The 13,547-nt window shown below is 68.8% G+C and carries 15 protein-coding genes; 6 read left to right on the top strand and 9 right to left on the bottom strand.

Annotated elements, in window-relative coordinates:
- Nucleotides 1-77: 77 nt before the first annotated feature.
- Together miv_RS22670 and miv_RS22665 are read right to left on the bottom strand one after the other, a co-directional pair.
- On the bottom strand, nt 78-578 hold the full coding sequence (locus miv_RS22670; protein WP_207179016.1) for a hypothetical protein: 501 nt from the start codon (nt 576-578) through the stop codon (nt 78-80).
- Between the two features lie 361 nt (nt 579-939).
- Nucleotides 940-2,088, bottom strand: coding sequence for a sensor histidine kinase (locus miv_RS22665; RefSeq protein ID WP_207179014.1), 1,149 nt, complete (start codon nt 2,086-2,088; stop codon nt 940-942).
- Between the two features lie 214 nt (nt 2,089-2,302).
- Here miv_RS22665 and miv_RS22660 point away from each other — a divergent pair, with 214 nt between their 5' ends.
- Nucleotides 2,303-2,509: a hypothetical protein gene (locus tag miv_RS22660; RefSeq protein WP_207179012.1), complete on the top strand. Its 207-nt coding sequence runs from the start codon at nt 2,303-2,305 to the stop codon at nt 2,507-2,509.
- A 4-nt stretch (nt 2,510-2,513) separates the two neighbouring features.
- Here miv_RS22660 and miv_RS22655 read toward each other — a convergent pair whose 3' ends face one another.
- Nucleotides 2,514-2,882, bottom strand: a complete 369-nt coding sequence (locus tag miv_RS22655; RefSeq protein ID WP_048428821.1) for a winged helix-turn-helix transcriptional regulator — start codon at nt 2,880-2,882, stop codon at nt 2,514-2,516.
- A gap of 97 nt (nt 2,883-2,979) precedes the next feature.
- Between miv_RS22655 and miv_RS22650 the strand changes: the two genes are divergently transcribed.
- Entirely contained in the window at nt 2,980-3,996 is a 1,017-nt protein-coding gene (locus miv_RS22650; RefSeq protein ID WP_207179011.1) for a zinc-binding alcohol dehydrogenase family protein, read from the top strand.
- Between the two features lie 156 nt (nt 3,997-4,152).
- On the opposite strand, the gene miv_RS22645 is transcribed toward miv_RS22650, so the two are convergent.
- The 5 genes from miv_RS22645 to miv_RS22625 all read right to left on the bottom strand — a co-directional run bounded on the left by miv_RS22645 (nt 4,153) and on the right by miv_RS22625 (nt 7,371).
- On the bottom strand, nt 4,153-4,602 hold the full coding sequence (locus tag miv_RS22645; RefSeq protein ID WP_207179009.1) for a hypothetical protein: 450 nt from the start codon (nt 4,600-4,602) through the stop codon (nt 4,153-4,155).
- Nucleotides 4,603-4,746: 144 nt separating this feature from the next.
- On the bottom strand, nt 4,747-5,118 hold the full coding sequence (locus tag miv_RS22640) for a hypothetical protein (protein ID WP_244748657.1): 372 nt from the start codon (nt 5,116-5,118) through the stop codon (nt 4,747-4,749).
- 115 nt (nt 5,119-5,233) lie between these two features.
- The gene (locus miv_RS22635) at nt 5,234-5,449 is read right to left on the bottom strand and encodes a hypothetical protein (RefSeq protein ID WP_048428817.1); all 216 of its coding nucleotides are present in this window, start codon (nt 5,447-5,449) and stop codon (nt 5,234-5,236) included.
- A gap of 137 nt (nt 5,450-5,586) precedes the next feature.
- Nucleotides 5,587-6,807: an LL-diaminopimelate aminotransferase gene (locus tag miv_RS22630; protein ID WP_048428816.1), complete on the bottom strand. Its 1,221-nt coding sequence runs from the start codon at nt 6,805-6,807 to the stop codon at nt 5,587-5,589.
- A gap of 177 nt (nt 6,808-6,984) precedes the next feature.
- Nucleotides 6,985-7,371: a hypothetical protein gene (locus miv_RS22625; protein WP_244276351.1), complete on the bottom strand. Its 387-nt coding sequence runs from the start codon at nt 7,369-7,371 to the stop codon at nt 6,985-6,987.
- Between the two features lie 211 nt (nt 7,372-7,582).
- Here miv_RS22625 and phaC point away from each other — a divergent pair, with 211 nt between their 5' ends.
- Nucleotides 7,583-9,310: a class I poly(R)-hydroxyalkanoic acid synthase gene (gene phaC, locus miv_RS22620; protein ID WP_207183598.1), complete on the top strand. Its 1,728-nt coding sequence runs from the start codon at nt 7,583-7,585 to the stop codon at nt 9,308-9,310.
- 59 nt (nt 9,311-9,369) lie between these two features.
- Here the strand turns inward: phaC and miv_RS22615 are convergent, their stop codons facing one another.
- On the bottom strand, nt 9,370-10,665 hold the full coding sequence (locus miv_RS22615; RefSeq protein WP_207179005.1) for an OmpP1/FadL family transporter: 1,296 nt from the start codon (nt 10,663-10,665) through the stop codon (nt 9,370-9,372).
- 402 nt (nt 10,666-11,067) lie between these two features.
- On the opposite strand from miv_RS22615, the gene miv_RS22610 reads away from it, so the two are divergent.
- The 3 genes from miv_RS22610 (at nt 11,068) to miv_RS22600 (ending at nt 13,211) form a co-directional block, all read left to right on the top strand.
- Nucleotides 11,068-11,952, top strand: a complete 885-nt coding sequence (locus tag miv_RS22610) for a fumarylacetoacetate hydrolase family protein (RefSeq protein ID WP_058617025.1) — start codon at nt 11,068-11,070, stop codon at nt 11,950-11,952.
- Nucleotides 11,953-12,013: 61 nt separating this feature from the next.
- Nucleotides 12,014-12,640: a response regulator transcription factor gene (locus miv_RS22605; RefSeq protein WP_048428812.1), complete on the top strand. Its 627-nt coding sequence runs from the start codon at nt 12,014-12,016 to the stop codon at nt 12,638-12,640.
- A gap of 205 nt (nt 12,641-12,845) precedes the next feature.
- Nucleotides 12,846-13,211 (top strand): septal ring lytic transglycosylase RlpA family protein, encoded by a 366-nt coding sequence (locus miv_RS22600; RefSeq protein WP_048428811.1) that lies wholly within the window; start codon nt 12,846-12,848, stop codon nt 13,209-13,211.
- The last annotated feature ends 336 nt before the right edge of the window (nt 13,212-13,547 follow it).

Genomic DNA, 13,547 nt, shown 5'->3' with positions numbered 1-13,547 from the left:
TACCGAGGGTCACGAACAATCAAATCGACCGTGCGACACCGGCCGACGAGCGTCGTCATGCAGGACGGTCCGATGCGTCAGCGTCCGGATCGATCTCTCTTGAAACGACTTTTTCGGCGGCGCAGTCGGTATGACGCGCGCATCCGACATACGATGTTGAGTGTGATCACAGGAACGACAAACAGGCCGATCATTGTAAATTCAATAAATCGAAAATCTTTCAGGGCCGTTTCAATGCCTTTGTTGATATTCATGGCCGTAACAATCAGCCAAGCAACTATGAATAAAACGAAAAATGGAAATGCGACGAAGCGCATGACATATCGGTTTTGATATTGGACAGAATAAATTGCACATTTATATATTTTCAATATATTATCTTTGAGATAATGAATGTGCAGGTACATAAATAAAAATATCAATATTAACATGATGATCTCCACGGACGTAATCGTGAAGATCTGCGAATATTTTCTATGCGCCCAATCCAATATGATCGAGGCGCCGGCTAGCATCGTCGCAGCGCCGGCAACGACGCTGAAAACTTCCTCGTTGACAGCGCTAGCACGCTTGAACAAGTGTTTCCGATCAGGCTTTTTTACGTTTATAGAACGATTTTCCATCGCTTGCTAGGCTGACGCGCCAACAGATGGGCCCATGGCGATTGTTGCTCGGCTTGTCGCAAACGGCGAGCCGTGAATCGGAAGGTTCCGCGCCTGGAAAACTTGCATGCCGCTGCGTTTAGCAGGGATCCGTCCGGGGCACACTTGACGTTCGCGCGAGGCACGGTTCCCGACTGCTGCAGGACCTCTCTGCGATCGGGCTGATCGAGACGAAACTCCGAAGCATTTTACGCGAGCCCGATCCCGGTCCGTCGCGGAAAATGCCGAGAAACCAAAGACCGGGGTAGCAGCCTAAGGCGAGCGATCGAGCCCTGCTCTAGACGGCCTGGAGTTCCAGCGTCAGGGCGAAGCACGCCCCGTCCGTTCCCGTGACCGTGAGATCTCCGCCGAGCTGGCGCGCCAAGCCGTGGATCACCCGCATGCCGAGGCTGTGACGGGCGGCGGCCGCGTCGAAGCCCTCCGGCAGGCCGACGCCGTCATCCGACACGCTCAGGCGCACCCGGCCCTCGTCCCGCGCCTCCGCCTCGACCCGCACCGGGCCGTGGCCGTCCGGGTAGGCATACTTGATCGCGTTGGTGACGAGCTCGTTGACGAACAGCCCGAGGGGGATCGCGAGGTCGGCCGGAATCGGCATGGCGGGGGCCCGGCAGGTGATGGCGTGGCCCGGCGCGCTCTCGCGCAGCTTCTCGCACAGGCTCTCGAGAAAGCCCGACAGCTCCACCGCCGCGAGGTCGGGCTGGCGCCAGAGCTGGTCGTGGACCTGGGCCACCGCCTCGACCCGCGAGCGGGCATCCGCCAGGGCGTCGCGCGCCTGCTGGTTCTCGGTGGTGCGGGCCTGGAGCGAGAGCAGCCCCGCCACGGTGGCGAGGCTGTTCTTGACCCGGTGGCTCATCTCGCGGGTCAGCAGCTCCTGCCGGTCGAGGGCGGCCTGGAGCCGGGCCTCCGCGCGCTGGCGCTCGATGGCGCCGCCGAGGAGATTGGCGAAGCCCTGCATGAAGGCGATGTCGGCCTCGTCGAACTGGCCCTCGCGGGTGTCGTCGACCTCGAGCACGCCGAAATCACCCTGGCGGTTGCGGATCAGCACGTTCAGCGCCCGGCGCACGCCGTGATCGGCCATCAGCTGCGGGGTGCGGAAGCGGCGCTCGTTCTCGAGGTGGTTGGAGATCACCGGCTGCCCGGTCTTGAGGGCGTAGCCGGCCGGCGAGGCGAGGTCGGCCCCGACATGCGCCTGGCCGACGACGTTCGGCCCCCAGCCGACGCCCGCGATGACGAGCAGCGTGTCCTGGCCGGGCTTGTATTCCAGCGCCTTGCAGAACTGCGCCGACATTCCCTCCGCGCACAGCTCGGTCGCCCGCTGCAGCAACTGCCCGAGATCGTCGGCGCGCAGCGCCTCGACACCGAACTCGGACAGGATCTTCTGCTGATTCAGGCGGTAGTCGAGGTCCGAACGGCTGAGTTCCGCCATCGTGCGAGATCCTGTCCTTTCCCTGCGACAGAAGCGGGAGATGGTCCTGGCCGGGGGCCGAGCGTGGCCGGCATCGATCCTGCCAGAGGGCTCATGTCTGCGCGAGCCGGTCAAGCACATCAATGGCATCCGGCCGGGGACGGCGCGGGCCTGTCGGTGCGCCGCGCGGCTCCCATATGGTGCAGGGCCGTTCCGAAAGCAGGAGTGCGGGTCCGTGCTGCGCCTCGTCGCCCTCGGCATCATCGTCGCGGCCGCTGCGACGATCCTGGTCGTCGCCCTGCGCCCGCCCCTCCTCCGGGCACAGGAGGACGCGTATTGCCGCCCTCCCCTCAAGTTCGCCGCCGGTGCCTGCGTCGCCCGATGCCCGGCGGGCTACGAGGATCGCGGCCAGACTTGCGTCTTCCGCAGCCTGTCGCGCTGACGCCTCAGGCGGCCTCGGTCTCTGTGGGGAGCGCGGCATGGGCGTCGCCCCAGGCCTTGAGCGCCCGGATGACCGGCTCCAGGCTGCGGCCGCGCGCGGTCAGGCGGTATTCCACCCGGGGCGGCACCTCGGCGTAGACCGTGCGGTGCACGAATCCGTCCGCCTCCAGTTCGCGCAGCTGGTTGGTCAGCATGCGCTGGGTCACGTTCGGCATCCGGCGGCGCAAGCCGTTGAAGCGCAAGGCCCCGTCCGGCGCCTCCGCCAGCAGATGGTAGAGGATCACGCCCTTCCACTTGCCGTCGATCAGCTGGAGCGTCGCCTCGACGGCGCAGCCCGGGCTGCAATCCAGGCTGCGGTGCCGAATGCGGGCCATGACGGTATCCTTTTCGACACTATGGGCGTTTCATGTGCGTTCTTGCGCGTGATGAAGGTAGCGGTCATCTCGGCTCCAGTCATCAAGGAGCCCGCCCATGCGCGCCGTCGGTTACCAGACCTCCCTGCCGATCGAGGACGAGGCCGCCCTCCAGGACATCACCCTGCCCCGCCCCGAGCCCACCGGCCGCGACATCCTGGTCGAGGTCCGGGCGGTCTCGGTGAACCCCGTCGACACCAAGGTGCGCCGCCGCGCCGCACCCGAAGCCGGCGCCTGGAAGGTCCTGGGCTGGGACGCCGCCGGCATCGTCGTGGCGACGGGCCCGGAGGCGACGCGGTTCCGCCCGGGCGACGCGGTGTACTATGCCGGTGCCCTGGAGCGCCCCGGCACCAACGCCGAATTCCACCTCGTCGACGAGCGCATCGTGGGCAGGAAGCCCGCCTCGCTCTCCTTCGCCGAGGCCGCCGCCCTGCCGCTGACCGCGATCACCGCCTGGGAGACGCTGTTCGACCGGCTCGACGTCCGCAAGGCCGTGCCGGGGGCGGCGAGCGCGATCCTGATCGTCGGCGGCGCCGGCGGCGTCGGCTCGATCGCCACGCAGCTCGCGCGCCAGCTCACCGACCTCACGGTGATCACCACCGCGTCGCGGCCGGAGACGATGGCCTGGAGCCGGGACCTCGGCGCCCACCACGTCGTCGACCACGGCACCGGGCTCGCCCGGCAGGTTGCCGATCTCGGTCTCGGCGCGCCGGGGCTGGTCTTTTCGACCACCCACACCGACACGCATCTCGCGGCGATCGCCGAACTGATGGCGCCGCAGGGCCGGCTCGCCCTGATCGACGATCCCGCGACGCTCGACGTGTCGCTCCTCAAGCGCAAGAGCCTGTCGCTGCACTGGGAGTTCATGTTCACCCGGCCGATGTTCGGCACGGTCGACATCGCGGCCCAGGGCGCGTTGCTGGACGAGGTGGCGCGGCTCGTCGAGGCCGGTCAGCTGCGCACGACGCTCGCCGAGCATTTCGGGCCGATCGATGCCGCGAACCTGCGCCGGGCCCATGCGCGTCTCGAGAGCGGCCGGGCGAAGGGGAAAATCGTGCTGGAAGGGTTTGCCTGAGGGCTTCGTCGGTCGAGACGGTCGGACGGAAACCCTCCGAGGCGATCCCGGATTCCCGCCTGCGGCGAGCTCCCGGGATCGCCTTGCGGTTCGGGACCGCGAGCCATGCCTCCGCCTGGCTCGCCGCGTCCCGTGTACTCAGCGCATCGGCATCACTCAGCGCATCACTTGCCGATACGCGCGGCGATGCATCGTCGCCTTGGCGTGGTGGCGATGCTTGACGCCGTGGCGCACCCGTACGGCCCGCACCCGCGGTGCGTAACCGGGCTCGCCATAGTAGCCGGCCGGTGCGTAGCCGTAGCCCGGATTCTGGTACTGGTAGGCGCGCACCGGCCGCATCGGGGCCTGGATCGCGTCGTAGGGGCCGTGGCCGGTCCGGGCGCGGTAGGCGGCACCGGCGAAGTCGCCGGGCGTCGGCGGCGTGCCGGGCTGCGAGAAGCTGGTCTCGGGCCGATAGGCCGGGCCCCAGCCGATCTCGTCGTCGCCGGCCGGGTCCTTGCCCGGGAAGCCGGTGACGTAGCCGACGCTCTGGGCCGCGGCCGGCAGGGCCGCCGCCAGGGTGGCGAGGCCGGCCAGCAGGCCCGCCGCGAGAATGCGTGCACGCATGGAACGTCTCCTTCTCAAGCAGATTTCGCCTAACCAGATTTCGCCGAAGTGGACACCGGTTCGGCGGCAACAACCTGCGACACAACAAGAACCTGAGCGGACGAAGCGTTGGCCTGCCAACGCATGTCTGCCGAGAGGGTGGGATCAGTAGGGGCGGCTGCCGAGGACGTAGTCGGCCATGCGGGGCCGGCTATTGAGCGGGCCTTCGCTCACGCTGTCGCCGTAATAGCCGAAGCCCGTCGGCCCGAAGCCGCCGCCATTGGTGACGGCGACGACCGGTACGGCGCGGATCGCCACGAGGCCGCTCGCGCCCGCGGGCAGCGGGCCGAGGACGGCGTCGGGAGACATTGGCAGCACGACGGGGCCGGCCGCGGCGGCGCGGTTGTAGATGTCGGGCTCCGCGACCGGCGAGCGCACCCGCACGGCGAGCGGGGATTGCGCCGAGGCCGAGTTCGCGACCATGGGGCCCGAGAGGCAGGCCAGGGCGACGAGCGGCAGGACGAGACGACGGACCACGCGGGGCATCCTCGGTGATGGATGCTGGTTAACGCGCGGAAAGCCGCGCCCGGTTCCAGGGCGCGGCGAGCTGTCCGGGTGGCTCTGAAGAGTCGGGCTGGTTCGCGCCCGCGTGTCAGCCCTTGGTGCGGACCACGACCTCGCGCTCGCGCCGGATCCGCTCGCACTCGGCCCAGTAGCCGTTGAGGAGCGCCGGGGTCGAGGAGCAGCGATAGGCGATGTCGGGGCTCGGGGCCGGGACGGGGTCGCGGGCGATGATCGGGTTCGGCGCGCAGGCGGCCGGGAGGGCGGCCGCGGCGGCGAGAACGACGAGCTTCAGCGAGCGACGCATCGGATACCCAGTGTGGAGCGAAACCTTGGCCGTACCCTGACGCTCCGTTCCGCCCGGATCAACCCGGCGCGGCCGAGGCGACGACACGGGGATGCGATTGCGCCTCCCCTGTCGCCCCCCGGCCACAAGTCGTGGCGTCAGCCGACCTTCTGCATCGGCACCACGTTGTGCAGCGTGCGATCAGCGTTGTCGAAGAAGCGCCGGATGTTGCGGGCCGCCTGACGGATGCGCTGCTCGTTCTCGACCAGCGCGATCCGCACGTAATCGTCGCCGTGCTCGCCGAAGCCGATGCCCGGCGCCACCGCCACGTCGGCCTTCTCGACGAGCAGCTTGGAGAATTCGAGGCTGCCGAGACCCCGGAAACGCTCCGGGATCGGCACCCAGGCGAACATCGAGGCGGACGGGACCGGGATGTCCCAGCCGGTCTTCTGGAACGCGTCGACCATCGCGTCGCGGCGGCGGCGATAGGTGGCGCGCATCTCGTGGATGCAGTCCTCGGGGCCGTTCAGCGCCGCGGTGGCGGCGACCTGGATCGGCGTGAAGGCGCCGTAATCGAGGTAGGACTTCACCCGCGTCAGCGCCGCGAGCAGCCGCTCGTTGCCGACCGCGAAGCCCATCCGCCAGCCGGCCATCGAGAAGGTCTTGGACAGCGAGGTGAATTCCACCGCCACGTCGATCGCGCCCGGCACCTGCAGCACGGAGGGCGGCGGGTTGGCGTCGTCGAAATAGACCTCCGCGTAGGCGAGGTCGGAGAGCAGGATCAGCTCGTGCTTCTTCGCGAAGGCGACGAGGTCGCGGTAGAAGTCGAGGGAGGCGACGTAGGCCGTCGGGTTCGAGGGATAGCAGACCACCATCGCCACGGGCTTGGGGATCGAGTGCTGCATCGCCCGTTCGGCCGCCGGGAAGAAGGCCGGGGTCGGCTCGGCCGGGACCGAGCGGACCACCCCGCCGGCCATCAGGAAGCCGAAGGCATGGATCGGGTAGCTGGGGTTGGGCACCAGCACCACGTCGCCCGGCGCCGTGATGGCCTGCGCCATGTTGGCGAAGCCTTCCTTGGAGCCGAGCGTGGCCACGACTTGCGTGTCGGGGTTGAGCGCGACGCCGAAGCGGCGCTGGTAATAATTCGCCTGGGCGCGGCGCAGGCCCGCGATGCCCTTCGAGGCCGAGTAGCGGTCGGTGCGCGGCTTGCCGGCGGTCTCGACCAGCTTCTCGATCACGTGGCGGGGCGCGTCGAGATCGGGATTGCCCATGCCGAGGTCGATGATGTCGGCGCCGTTGGCGCGGGCGGCGGCCTTGATCCGGTTGACCTGCTCGAAGACGTAGGGAGGCAGTCGCTTGATGCGGTGAAAATCGGTCATGGCCGGGTCCTGGATCGGCGCCGCCGCTGCGACGCGCGTGTCACATACGCTGTCTAGAGGGGTTTTGGGGCAAGAGGAAGATTGGCCGGGCCGGGGCCGGTCTGGGACTTAAGCCTCACCCGGGCCGTGTCGCTCCTCTGCGTCATTCATCCGGGTCACGCGCGGGTCGCCCGCGGGTCACTCGGTGGGCGGAAGGGCCGGCGGCATCTTGGGCGGGGCCGGCGGCTTGACCGCGCCGCCGACCTTGGCGGCGTCGCGGCCCTTGGCCTCGTTGCGCTGGCGGCTCGCGTCGAGCTCGGCCTCCAGCGCCTTCACACCGGCAGCCGATTTGGCCCGGGTTTCGCGAGGCGGGGCGGACTCGCCGACCGGCAGGAAGTCGCCGCCCCCGCGGCGGGACTTCTCGACGAAGTCGGGCGCGGCGACTTCCTTGGGGCCGAACCCCGCCGACTTGGCGGCGTCGCGGATGCCGGCCCCGTCGAGGACGCAGCCGCCGGCGGACAAGCCGATGACGACGAGTGTCGCGGCAGTGGCGAGACGGGTCGAGAGAGCGGGGAAGGCGGGCATGGACGTGGAGGAACCTTGCGCGAGGGCAGCGTGGCGGTGAGGAAACCGGGTCCGGTCATCTGGCGCAACCGGCGGTTTGAGATGATAGTTTGTCCGAAAGGCGGCCTGTCGCGGCAGGCCGCAACAAGGGAGGAGAGAGCGCGTGACGTCTTCTGAGAGAGGTACGGCGCCGGTTGCGGATGTGGAGGCCCTGTCGCGCAATGCGGGCCTGATGACCGAGCAGTTCAGCCGGGCGCTCGCCGCCTACGCCAAGCCCCTCGAGGAGGGCAAGCCGAGCACGGCGCTGGCCGACTCGGTGACGGAGGTCGTGCGCACGCTGGGCACCGTCGCCGAGAAGTGGTTCACCGATCCCCAGAAGGCGATGGAGGCCCAGAGCCTGATCGGCGGCCAGTTCCTGGCCCTGTGGGGCTCGACCCTGCAGCGGATGCAGGGCGAGACGGTCACCCCCGTGGCCCTGCCCGATCCGAAGGACAAGCGCTTCGCCGCTCCCGAATGGACGTCGAACCCGGTCTTCGACTTCCTGAAGCAGGGCTACCTCATCACGACGCGCTGGGCCGAGATCATGGTCGACGAGGCCGAGGGGCTCGACGACCATACCCGCGCCAAGGCGCAGTTCTACGTCCGGCAGATCTCGGGCGCGATGTCGCCGTCGAACTTCCTGGCGACGAATCCCGAGCTCCTGCGCGAGACGTTTCGGGAGAACGGCGCCAACCTCGTGCGCGGCATGAAGATGCTGGCCGAGGACGTCGAGGCCGGCGGCGGCGAATTGCGCGTGCGCCAGACCGATCCGGGCCAGTTCAAGGTCGGCGTCAACATGGCGAGCACCCCCGGCGAGGTGGTGTTCCGCAACGACCTGATCGAGCTGATCCAGTACGCGCCGCAGACCGAGACGGTGCTCAAGCGCCCGCTGCTGATCGTGCCGCCCTGGATCAACAAGTTCTACATCCTCGATCTGAACAAGGACAAGAGCTATATCGGCTGGGCGGTCGCCCAAGGCCTGACGGTGTTCGTGATCTCCTGGGTCAACCCGGATGCGCGCCACGCCGCCAAGGACTTCGAGAGCTACATGCGCGAGGGCATCTTCGCGGCGCTCGAAGCCATCGAGAGGTCGACCGGCGAGCGCGAGGTCTCGGCGGTGGGCTACTGCGTCGGCGGCACGCTGCTCGCCGTCAGCCTCGCCTACATGGCGGCGGTGGGCGACGACCGCATCGCCAGCGCCACCTTCCTGACCACCCAGGTCGACTTCACCCATGCCGGCGACCTCAAGGTGTTCGTCGACGAGGCCCAGATCCGCTCGATCGAGGCCGGCATGAAGGACCGCGGCTACCTCGAAGGCGCCAAGATGGCCAACGCCTTCAACATGCTGCGGCCGAACGACCTGATCTGGCCCTACGTCGTCAACAACTACCTGAAGGGCAAGGCGCCGCTGCCCTTCGATCTCTTGTACTGGAACTCTGACGCGACCCGGATGCCGGCCGCCAACCACTCGTTCTACCTGCGCAACTGCTACCTCGACAACAAGCTGTCGCGCGGCGAGATGGTGCTCGGCAACGTCCGCCTCGACCTCGGCAAGGTGAAGGCCCCGGTCTTCAACCTCGCGACCCGCGAGGACCACATCGCCCCGGCCCTCTCGGTCTTCGAGGGCTGCCGCGCCTTCGGCGGCACCGTCGACTACGTGCTGGCGGGCTCAGGCCACATCGCCGGCGTGGTGAATCCGCCGGCCAAGCCCAAGTACCAGTACTGGACCGGGGGTCCGGCCTACGGCACCCTCACCGACTGGATCGCCGCCGCAACCGAGCATCCGGGCTCGTGGTGGCCCTACTGGCTCTCCTGGCTAGAGCACCAGAACAACGAGCGGGTGCCGGCGCGCCAGCCCGGCGGCGGGGTGCTGCCCTCGCTCGGGGCGGCGCCGGGGACCTACGTGCTCGAGAAGGCGTGAAACGAGAAAGGCCCCCGGGAGGATCTCCCGGGGGCCTTTCCCTCGATGGTGCTTGCGCTTCAGTACTTGCGCACCAGCGGCACCGGGATCGGCGCCGGGGCCGGCGGGTTGTCCCAGCGGTACTTCAGGCCGACCGAGACGATGTCGGCGCTGGCGTCGGTGGTGGCCAGGAAGGCGAGCGGGGCGGTGTAGAGCGGCTCGCCCGGCACCAGCGCGATCCGGTTGCGGCTGGCGGCGAACAGGTGCTGGTAGGAGACGTCGAACTGGATCTTCTCGCTGTAGCGGTAGCTGGCGCCGACCGAGGCGAAGTAGCGGTCGCCGTCGGGCAGGCGGGTCGAGCGGTTCGAGTTGTCGATCGGCGACTGCTCGTAGGCGACGCCGACGCGGCCGGTCCATTGCGGGGTGAAGTCGTACTCGGCGCCCAGCGAGTAGTAGAAGCCGTTCTTGTAGTTGAGCGGCAGGGCCGTCACCGGCCGGCCGAGCGCCACCGAGACGATCGCCGGCGTGCCGATGCGGGTCCAGTTGTCCCACTCGAAGCCGAAGTTCAGGCGGAAGTCCCGGGTGATCGCCTGGGTCAGGCCGACCGAGACCTTCTCGGGCGTGTTGAGGTTCGCGCGGACCTGGCCGATGCCGAAGGCCGAGCCCTCGATCCGGTGGTTGATCGACGAGCGGTAGCCGACGCCGACCGTGGTGCCCTCCGAGAGCCGCGCGACCACGCCGGCGGTGAAGCCCCAGGCCCAGTCGTCGCCCTTGAGGAACGCCGAGTTCGCCAGCGGCGTGATGCCGGTGGCCTGGCGCAGGGTGAGCTTGAAGTATTCGAGCACCGGGCCGGCGGCGACCGACAGCCAGTCGTTGACCTTGTAGCCGATGACCGGATTGAAGTTCAGGGTGAAGATCTTGGACGACCGGCTGTAGGTCTGGCCGGCCCAGACCTGGTTCGGCTTGGTGATGAGGCCGAACGGCGCGGCGCCGGACAGGCCGAGATACAGCCGGTCGTTGATCTGGTAGTTCGAGTAGGTCGCCGGCAGCACCGCCGCCTGGCCGATATCGCCGGAGTCGCCGAGCCCGATCAGCGGCGGGAAGGTGCCGGTGGTCGGCGTGATCCGGGCCGAGGGAGCCACCAGGGTGGCGTTGAAGTCCGAGTTCCAGCCGGGCTTCATCGTGACGACGGCCGGGTTCCAGAACATCGACGACAGGCCGCCCGAGCCGGCGGCCGCGCCCGCGAAGGCGAGGCCCATCGCCTGGGCGCTCTGCTCGCGCAGGCCGAACGCCCCCGCCTGCGCGGCTCCGCTCGCCCCGGCGAGCAGCGCCACCGAGGCGCCGGCCAGCAGCGCCGTCCTCCCCAAACCCGTCATGACGTTACCTCGACCCCGACTTCGTAAGACGTGCCGCGTGGCTTCCCGACGCCCGCGGCTTGGGCGGAATGATGCGGTAGGAGGCAGCGGCTGCGCAATCCCGCCGGAGCGTCGACCACGACGCGCGACCTCGAGACGATGACCCGGATCGATTGCGGGCATCGATAAATCCGGAAGTCGTTCGTGAGAATTTATTCGATGGCGCGTGCAGTATCATGTATAGGCCGTGTCGGCTGATCCCGCGCGTTCCGACCCTCTCCGACACGGTTTCGCCGCAGATGTGACGAAACTGCAACGGGGACGTGCCGCGGGCGCGGAAGTCCCGGCTTGCGGCGGTGGCGCGCCGGCGCCAATGTCCCGGCCCGACGGGGCTCCGGCTCGGATGGATGGGGGAGACGCGCGATGAAGCTTGTGCGCTGGGGCGAGAGCGGGGCGGAGAAGCCGGGCCTGATCGATGCGGCGGGGAAGATCCGCGACCTGTCGGGCGTCGTCCGCGACATCGCCGGGCCGGCGCTGGCCGCCGACAGCCTCGACTCCCTGCGCCGCATCGATCCCGCGACGCTGCCGGAGGTGCCGGCCGGCACCCGGCTCGGGCCCTGCGTCGGCGCGGTGCGCAACTTCATCGCCATCGGCCTCAACTACGCCGACCACGCCGCCGAGACCGGCTCGCCGATCCCGGCCGAGCCGATCCTGTTCAACAAGGCGCCGTCCTGCATCGTCGGCCCGACCGACACCGTGATCCTGCCCAAGGGTTCGGCAAAGACCGACTGGGAGGTCGAGCTCGCCATCGTGATCGGCAAGCGGGCCTCCTATGTCCATGCCAACGAGGCGCTCGACTACGTCGCCGGCTACTGCGTCTGCCACGACGTGTCCGAGCGCGAGTTCCAGCTCGAGCGCGGCGGCACCTGGACCAAGGGCAAGGGCTGCCCGACCTTCGGCCCCCTCGGGCCCTGGCTCGTCACCCCCGACGAGGTCGGCGACGTGCAGAACCTCGACATGTGGCTCGACGTGAACGGCGAGCGGATGCAGACCGGCTCGACGCGGACGATGATCTTCGACGTGCGCCAGATCGTCTCCTACCTGTCGCACTTCATGCTGCTCGAGCCAGGCGACGTCATCACCACCGGCACGCCGCCCGGCGTCGGCATGGGCATGAAGCCGCCGCGCTACCTCAAGTCCGGCGACGTCGTCAGCCTCGGCATCGCGGGTCTCGGCGAGCAGCGCCAGGCCGTCCTCGCCTTCGACGACTGGACCGCCAAGGTCGCGGCCGGCGAGCCGACCAACTGAGCGACGTCCGGCCCGCGACGCCGTCGCGGGCCGCCCCTTTCCCACGAAGGTTACCGCGGCCGTGAACGTCCTCGTCGTCGACGACCATCCGATCGTGCTGCAGGGCTGCCGCCGCGTGCTGGAGGATGCCGGCGTCGAGACCGTGCACGAGGCCACCGGCATCGCCGCCGGCTACCGCCGCTTCCGGCGCCACCGCCCCGACCTCGTGGTGGCCGACCTGACGTTCCAGGGCGCGTCGCTGAGCGGCCTCGCGCTGATCCGGCGGATCCGGGCCGTGGCGCCCGAGACCCGCATCCTGGTCTTCAGCATGCACGACGACCCGGAAATCGCCGTCCGGGCGATCGAGAGCGGGGCGACCGGCTACGTCCTCAAGGACACCGCGTCGATGGAGCTGCACACCGCCTTCGAGCGGGTGCGCGACGGCGGCACCTATGTCGCGCCCTCGCTCGCCGCCGAGGTCGATCGGCTGCGCCGCGAGGCGCCGGCGGCCCCGCCCCTCACCCCGCGCGAGCGGCAGATCCTCGAGCGGCTCGGAGCCGGCCGCTCGCACGGGGCGATCGCCGAGGAACTCGGCCTGAGCTACAAGACCATCGCCAATGCCTGCACGCAGCTGCGCCGCAAGCTCGGTGCGCGCACCCTCGCCGACCTGATCCGCATCGGCCTGCGCGGCACGGCCCGGACCCCGTGAACCTTGGCCGCACCGTGGCAAGACGCGGCCCGGCGGGGCCGCCGGGTTTGATCGGCCAAGACAGTTAACGATCGTAAACCCTGTCGGTTCCCGCAATTGGCGTGGTCGAATATACGCAAAGTCTTCTCGTCTTCGACTGTTCCATAATGTCGCCTTCTTCAGTTTTATGTTGCGCGGCGTCAAGCAACAAAAACGGGAATGCGAAATGGTTTCGAAGGCAAAGCTGGCGATCATCGGCCTCGCAGCTGCGGGCGCCGTCGGAGTGACGATACAAGCCAGCACGCCCGCCGAAGCCCAGTCCGGCAAGGCCTCCTGGTACGGCCCCGGATTTCAGGGTCGGCGCACTGCGAATGGCGAGCGGTTCAACACGCACGCCCTCACGGCGGCTCATCGCCGTCTCCCCTTCGGCACCCGGGTCCGGGTCACCAACACCTCCAACGGCCGCTCCGTCGTGGTGCGCATCAACGACCGCGGACCCTATGTCGGTGGCCGGGTGATCGACCTGTCCCAGGCCTCGGCCCGGGCGATCGGCATCTCGGGCGTCGCCCGGGTGCGGCTCAGCCGCCTCTGAGACGCGATCCGGAAGACGTTGTCCGGAACTCGTCTCGCGAGCCGGCGCGGCGCCCGCGCCAAGCCGACATCCACCTCGCGGAGCGATCACCCGGATTTCGTCCGGGCATCCCTCCCCTTCGTCGCCGGACGGCCCCGGCGGGTTTCCCCGCGCCGTCGTCTTGGCGGAGGAGGCTCCTGGACGATCCAGCCACAGACGAGGACCGCATTGCCGGGAACGGCGCGGTCCTCGTCTGTCGCGAGATCTCGGGGTTACCCTAACGGCAGGTTGCCCGTACCCGCAAGAATGCTAAGTGACGCCACCGGCCGAGGCCCTCCGCGCGGTTGGGACCGGCCC

It is taken from the genome of Methylobacterium indicum (genome assembly GCF_017347565.1).
Lineage (GTDB): Bacteria > Pseudomonadota > Alphaproteobacteria > Rhizobiales > Beijerinckiaceae > Methylobacterium > Methylobacterium indicum.
The sequence above is the reverse complement of the archived record's forward strand: the minus strand, read 5'-3'. Positions and strand labels throughout refer to the sequence as shown.

Excerpts from the sequence above, each read along its gene's own strand:
- miv_RS22625 (WP_244276351.1), bottom strand. The coding sequence starts at position 7,371 with ATGCCCGCCTTCCCCGCTCTCTCGACCCGTCTCGCCACTGCCGCGACA.
- miv_RS22630 (WP_048428816.1), bottom strand. The coding sequence starts at position 6,807 with ATGACCGATTTTCACCGCATCAAGCGACTGCCTCCCTACGTCTTCGAG.
- miv_RS22635 (WP_048428817.1), bottom strand. The coding sequence starts at position 5,449 with ATGCGTCGCTCGCTGAAGCTCGTCGTTCTCGCCGCCGCGGCCGCCCTC.
- miv_RS22600 (WP_048428811.1), top strand. The coding sequence starts at position 12,846 with ATGGTTTCGAAGGCAAAGCTGGCGATCATCGGCCTCGCAGCTGCGGGC.
- miv_RS22615 (WP_207179005.1), bottom strand. The coding sequence starts at position 10,665 with ATGACGGGTTTGGGGAGGACGGCGCTGCTGGCCGGCGCCTCGGTGGCG.
- miv_RS22645 (WP_207179009.1), bottom strand. The coding sequence starts at position 4,602 with ATGCGTGCACGCATTCTCGCGGCGGGCCTGCTGGCCGGCCTCGCCACC.
- miv_RS22655 (WP_048428821.1), bottom strand. The coding sequence starts at position 2,882 with ATGGCCCGCATTCGGCACCGCAGCCTGGATTGCAGCCCGGGCTGCGCC.
- miv_RS22665 (WP_207179014.1), bottom strand. The coding sequence starts at position 2,088 with ATGGCGGAACTCAGCCGTTCGGACCTCGACTACCGCCTGAATCAGCAG.
- phaC (WP_207183598.1), top strand. The coding sequence starts at position 7,583 with ATGACCGAGCAGTTCAGCCGGGCGCTCGCCGCCTACGCCAAGCCCCTC.
- miv_RS22650 (WP_207179011.1), top strand. The coding sequence starts at position 2,980 with ATGCGCGCCGTCGGTTACCAGACCTCCCTGCCGATCGAGGACGAGGCC.
- miv_RS22610 (WP_058617025.1), top strand. The coding sequence starts at position 11,068 with ATGAAGCTTGTGCGCTGGGGCGAGAGCGGGGCGGAGAAGCCGGGCCTG.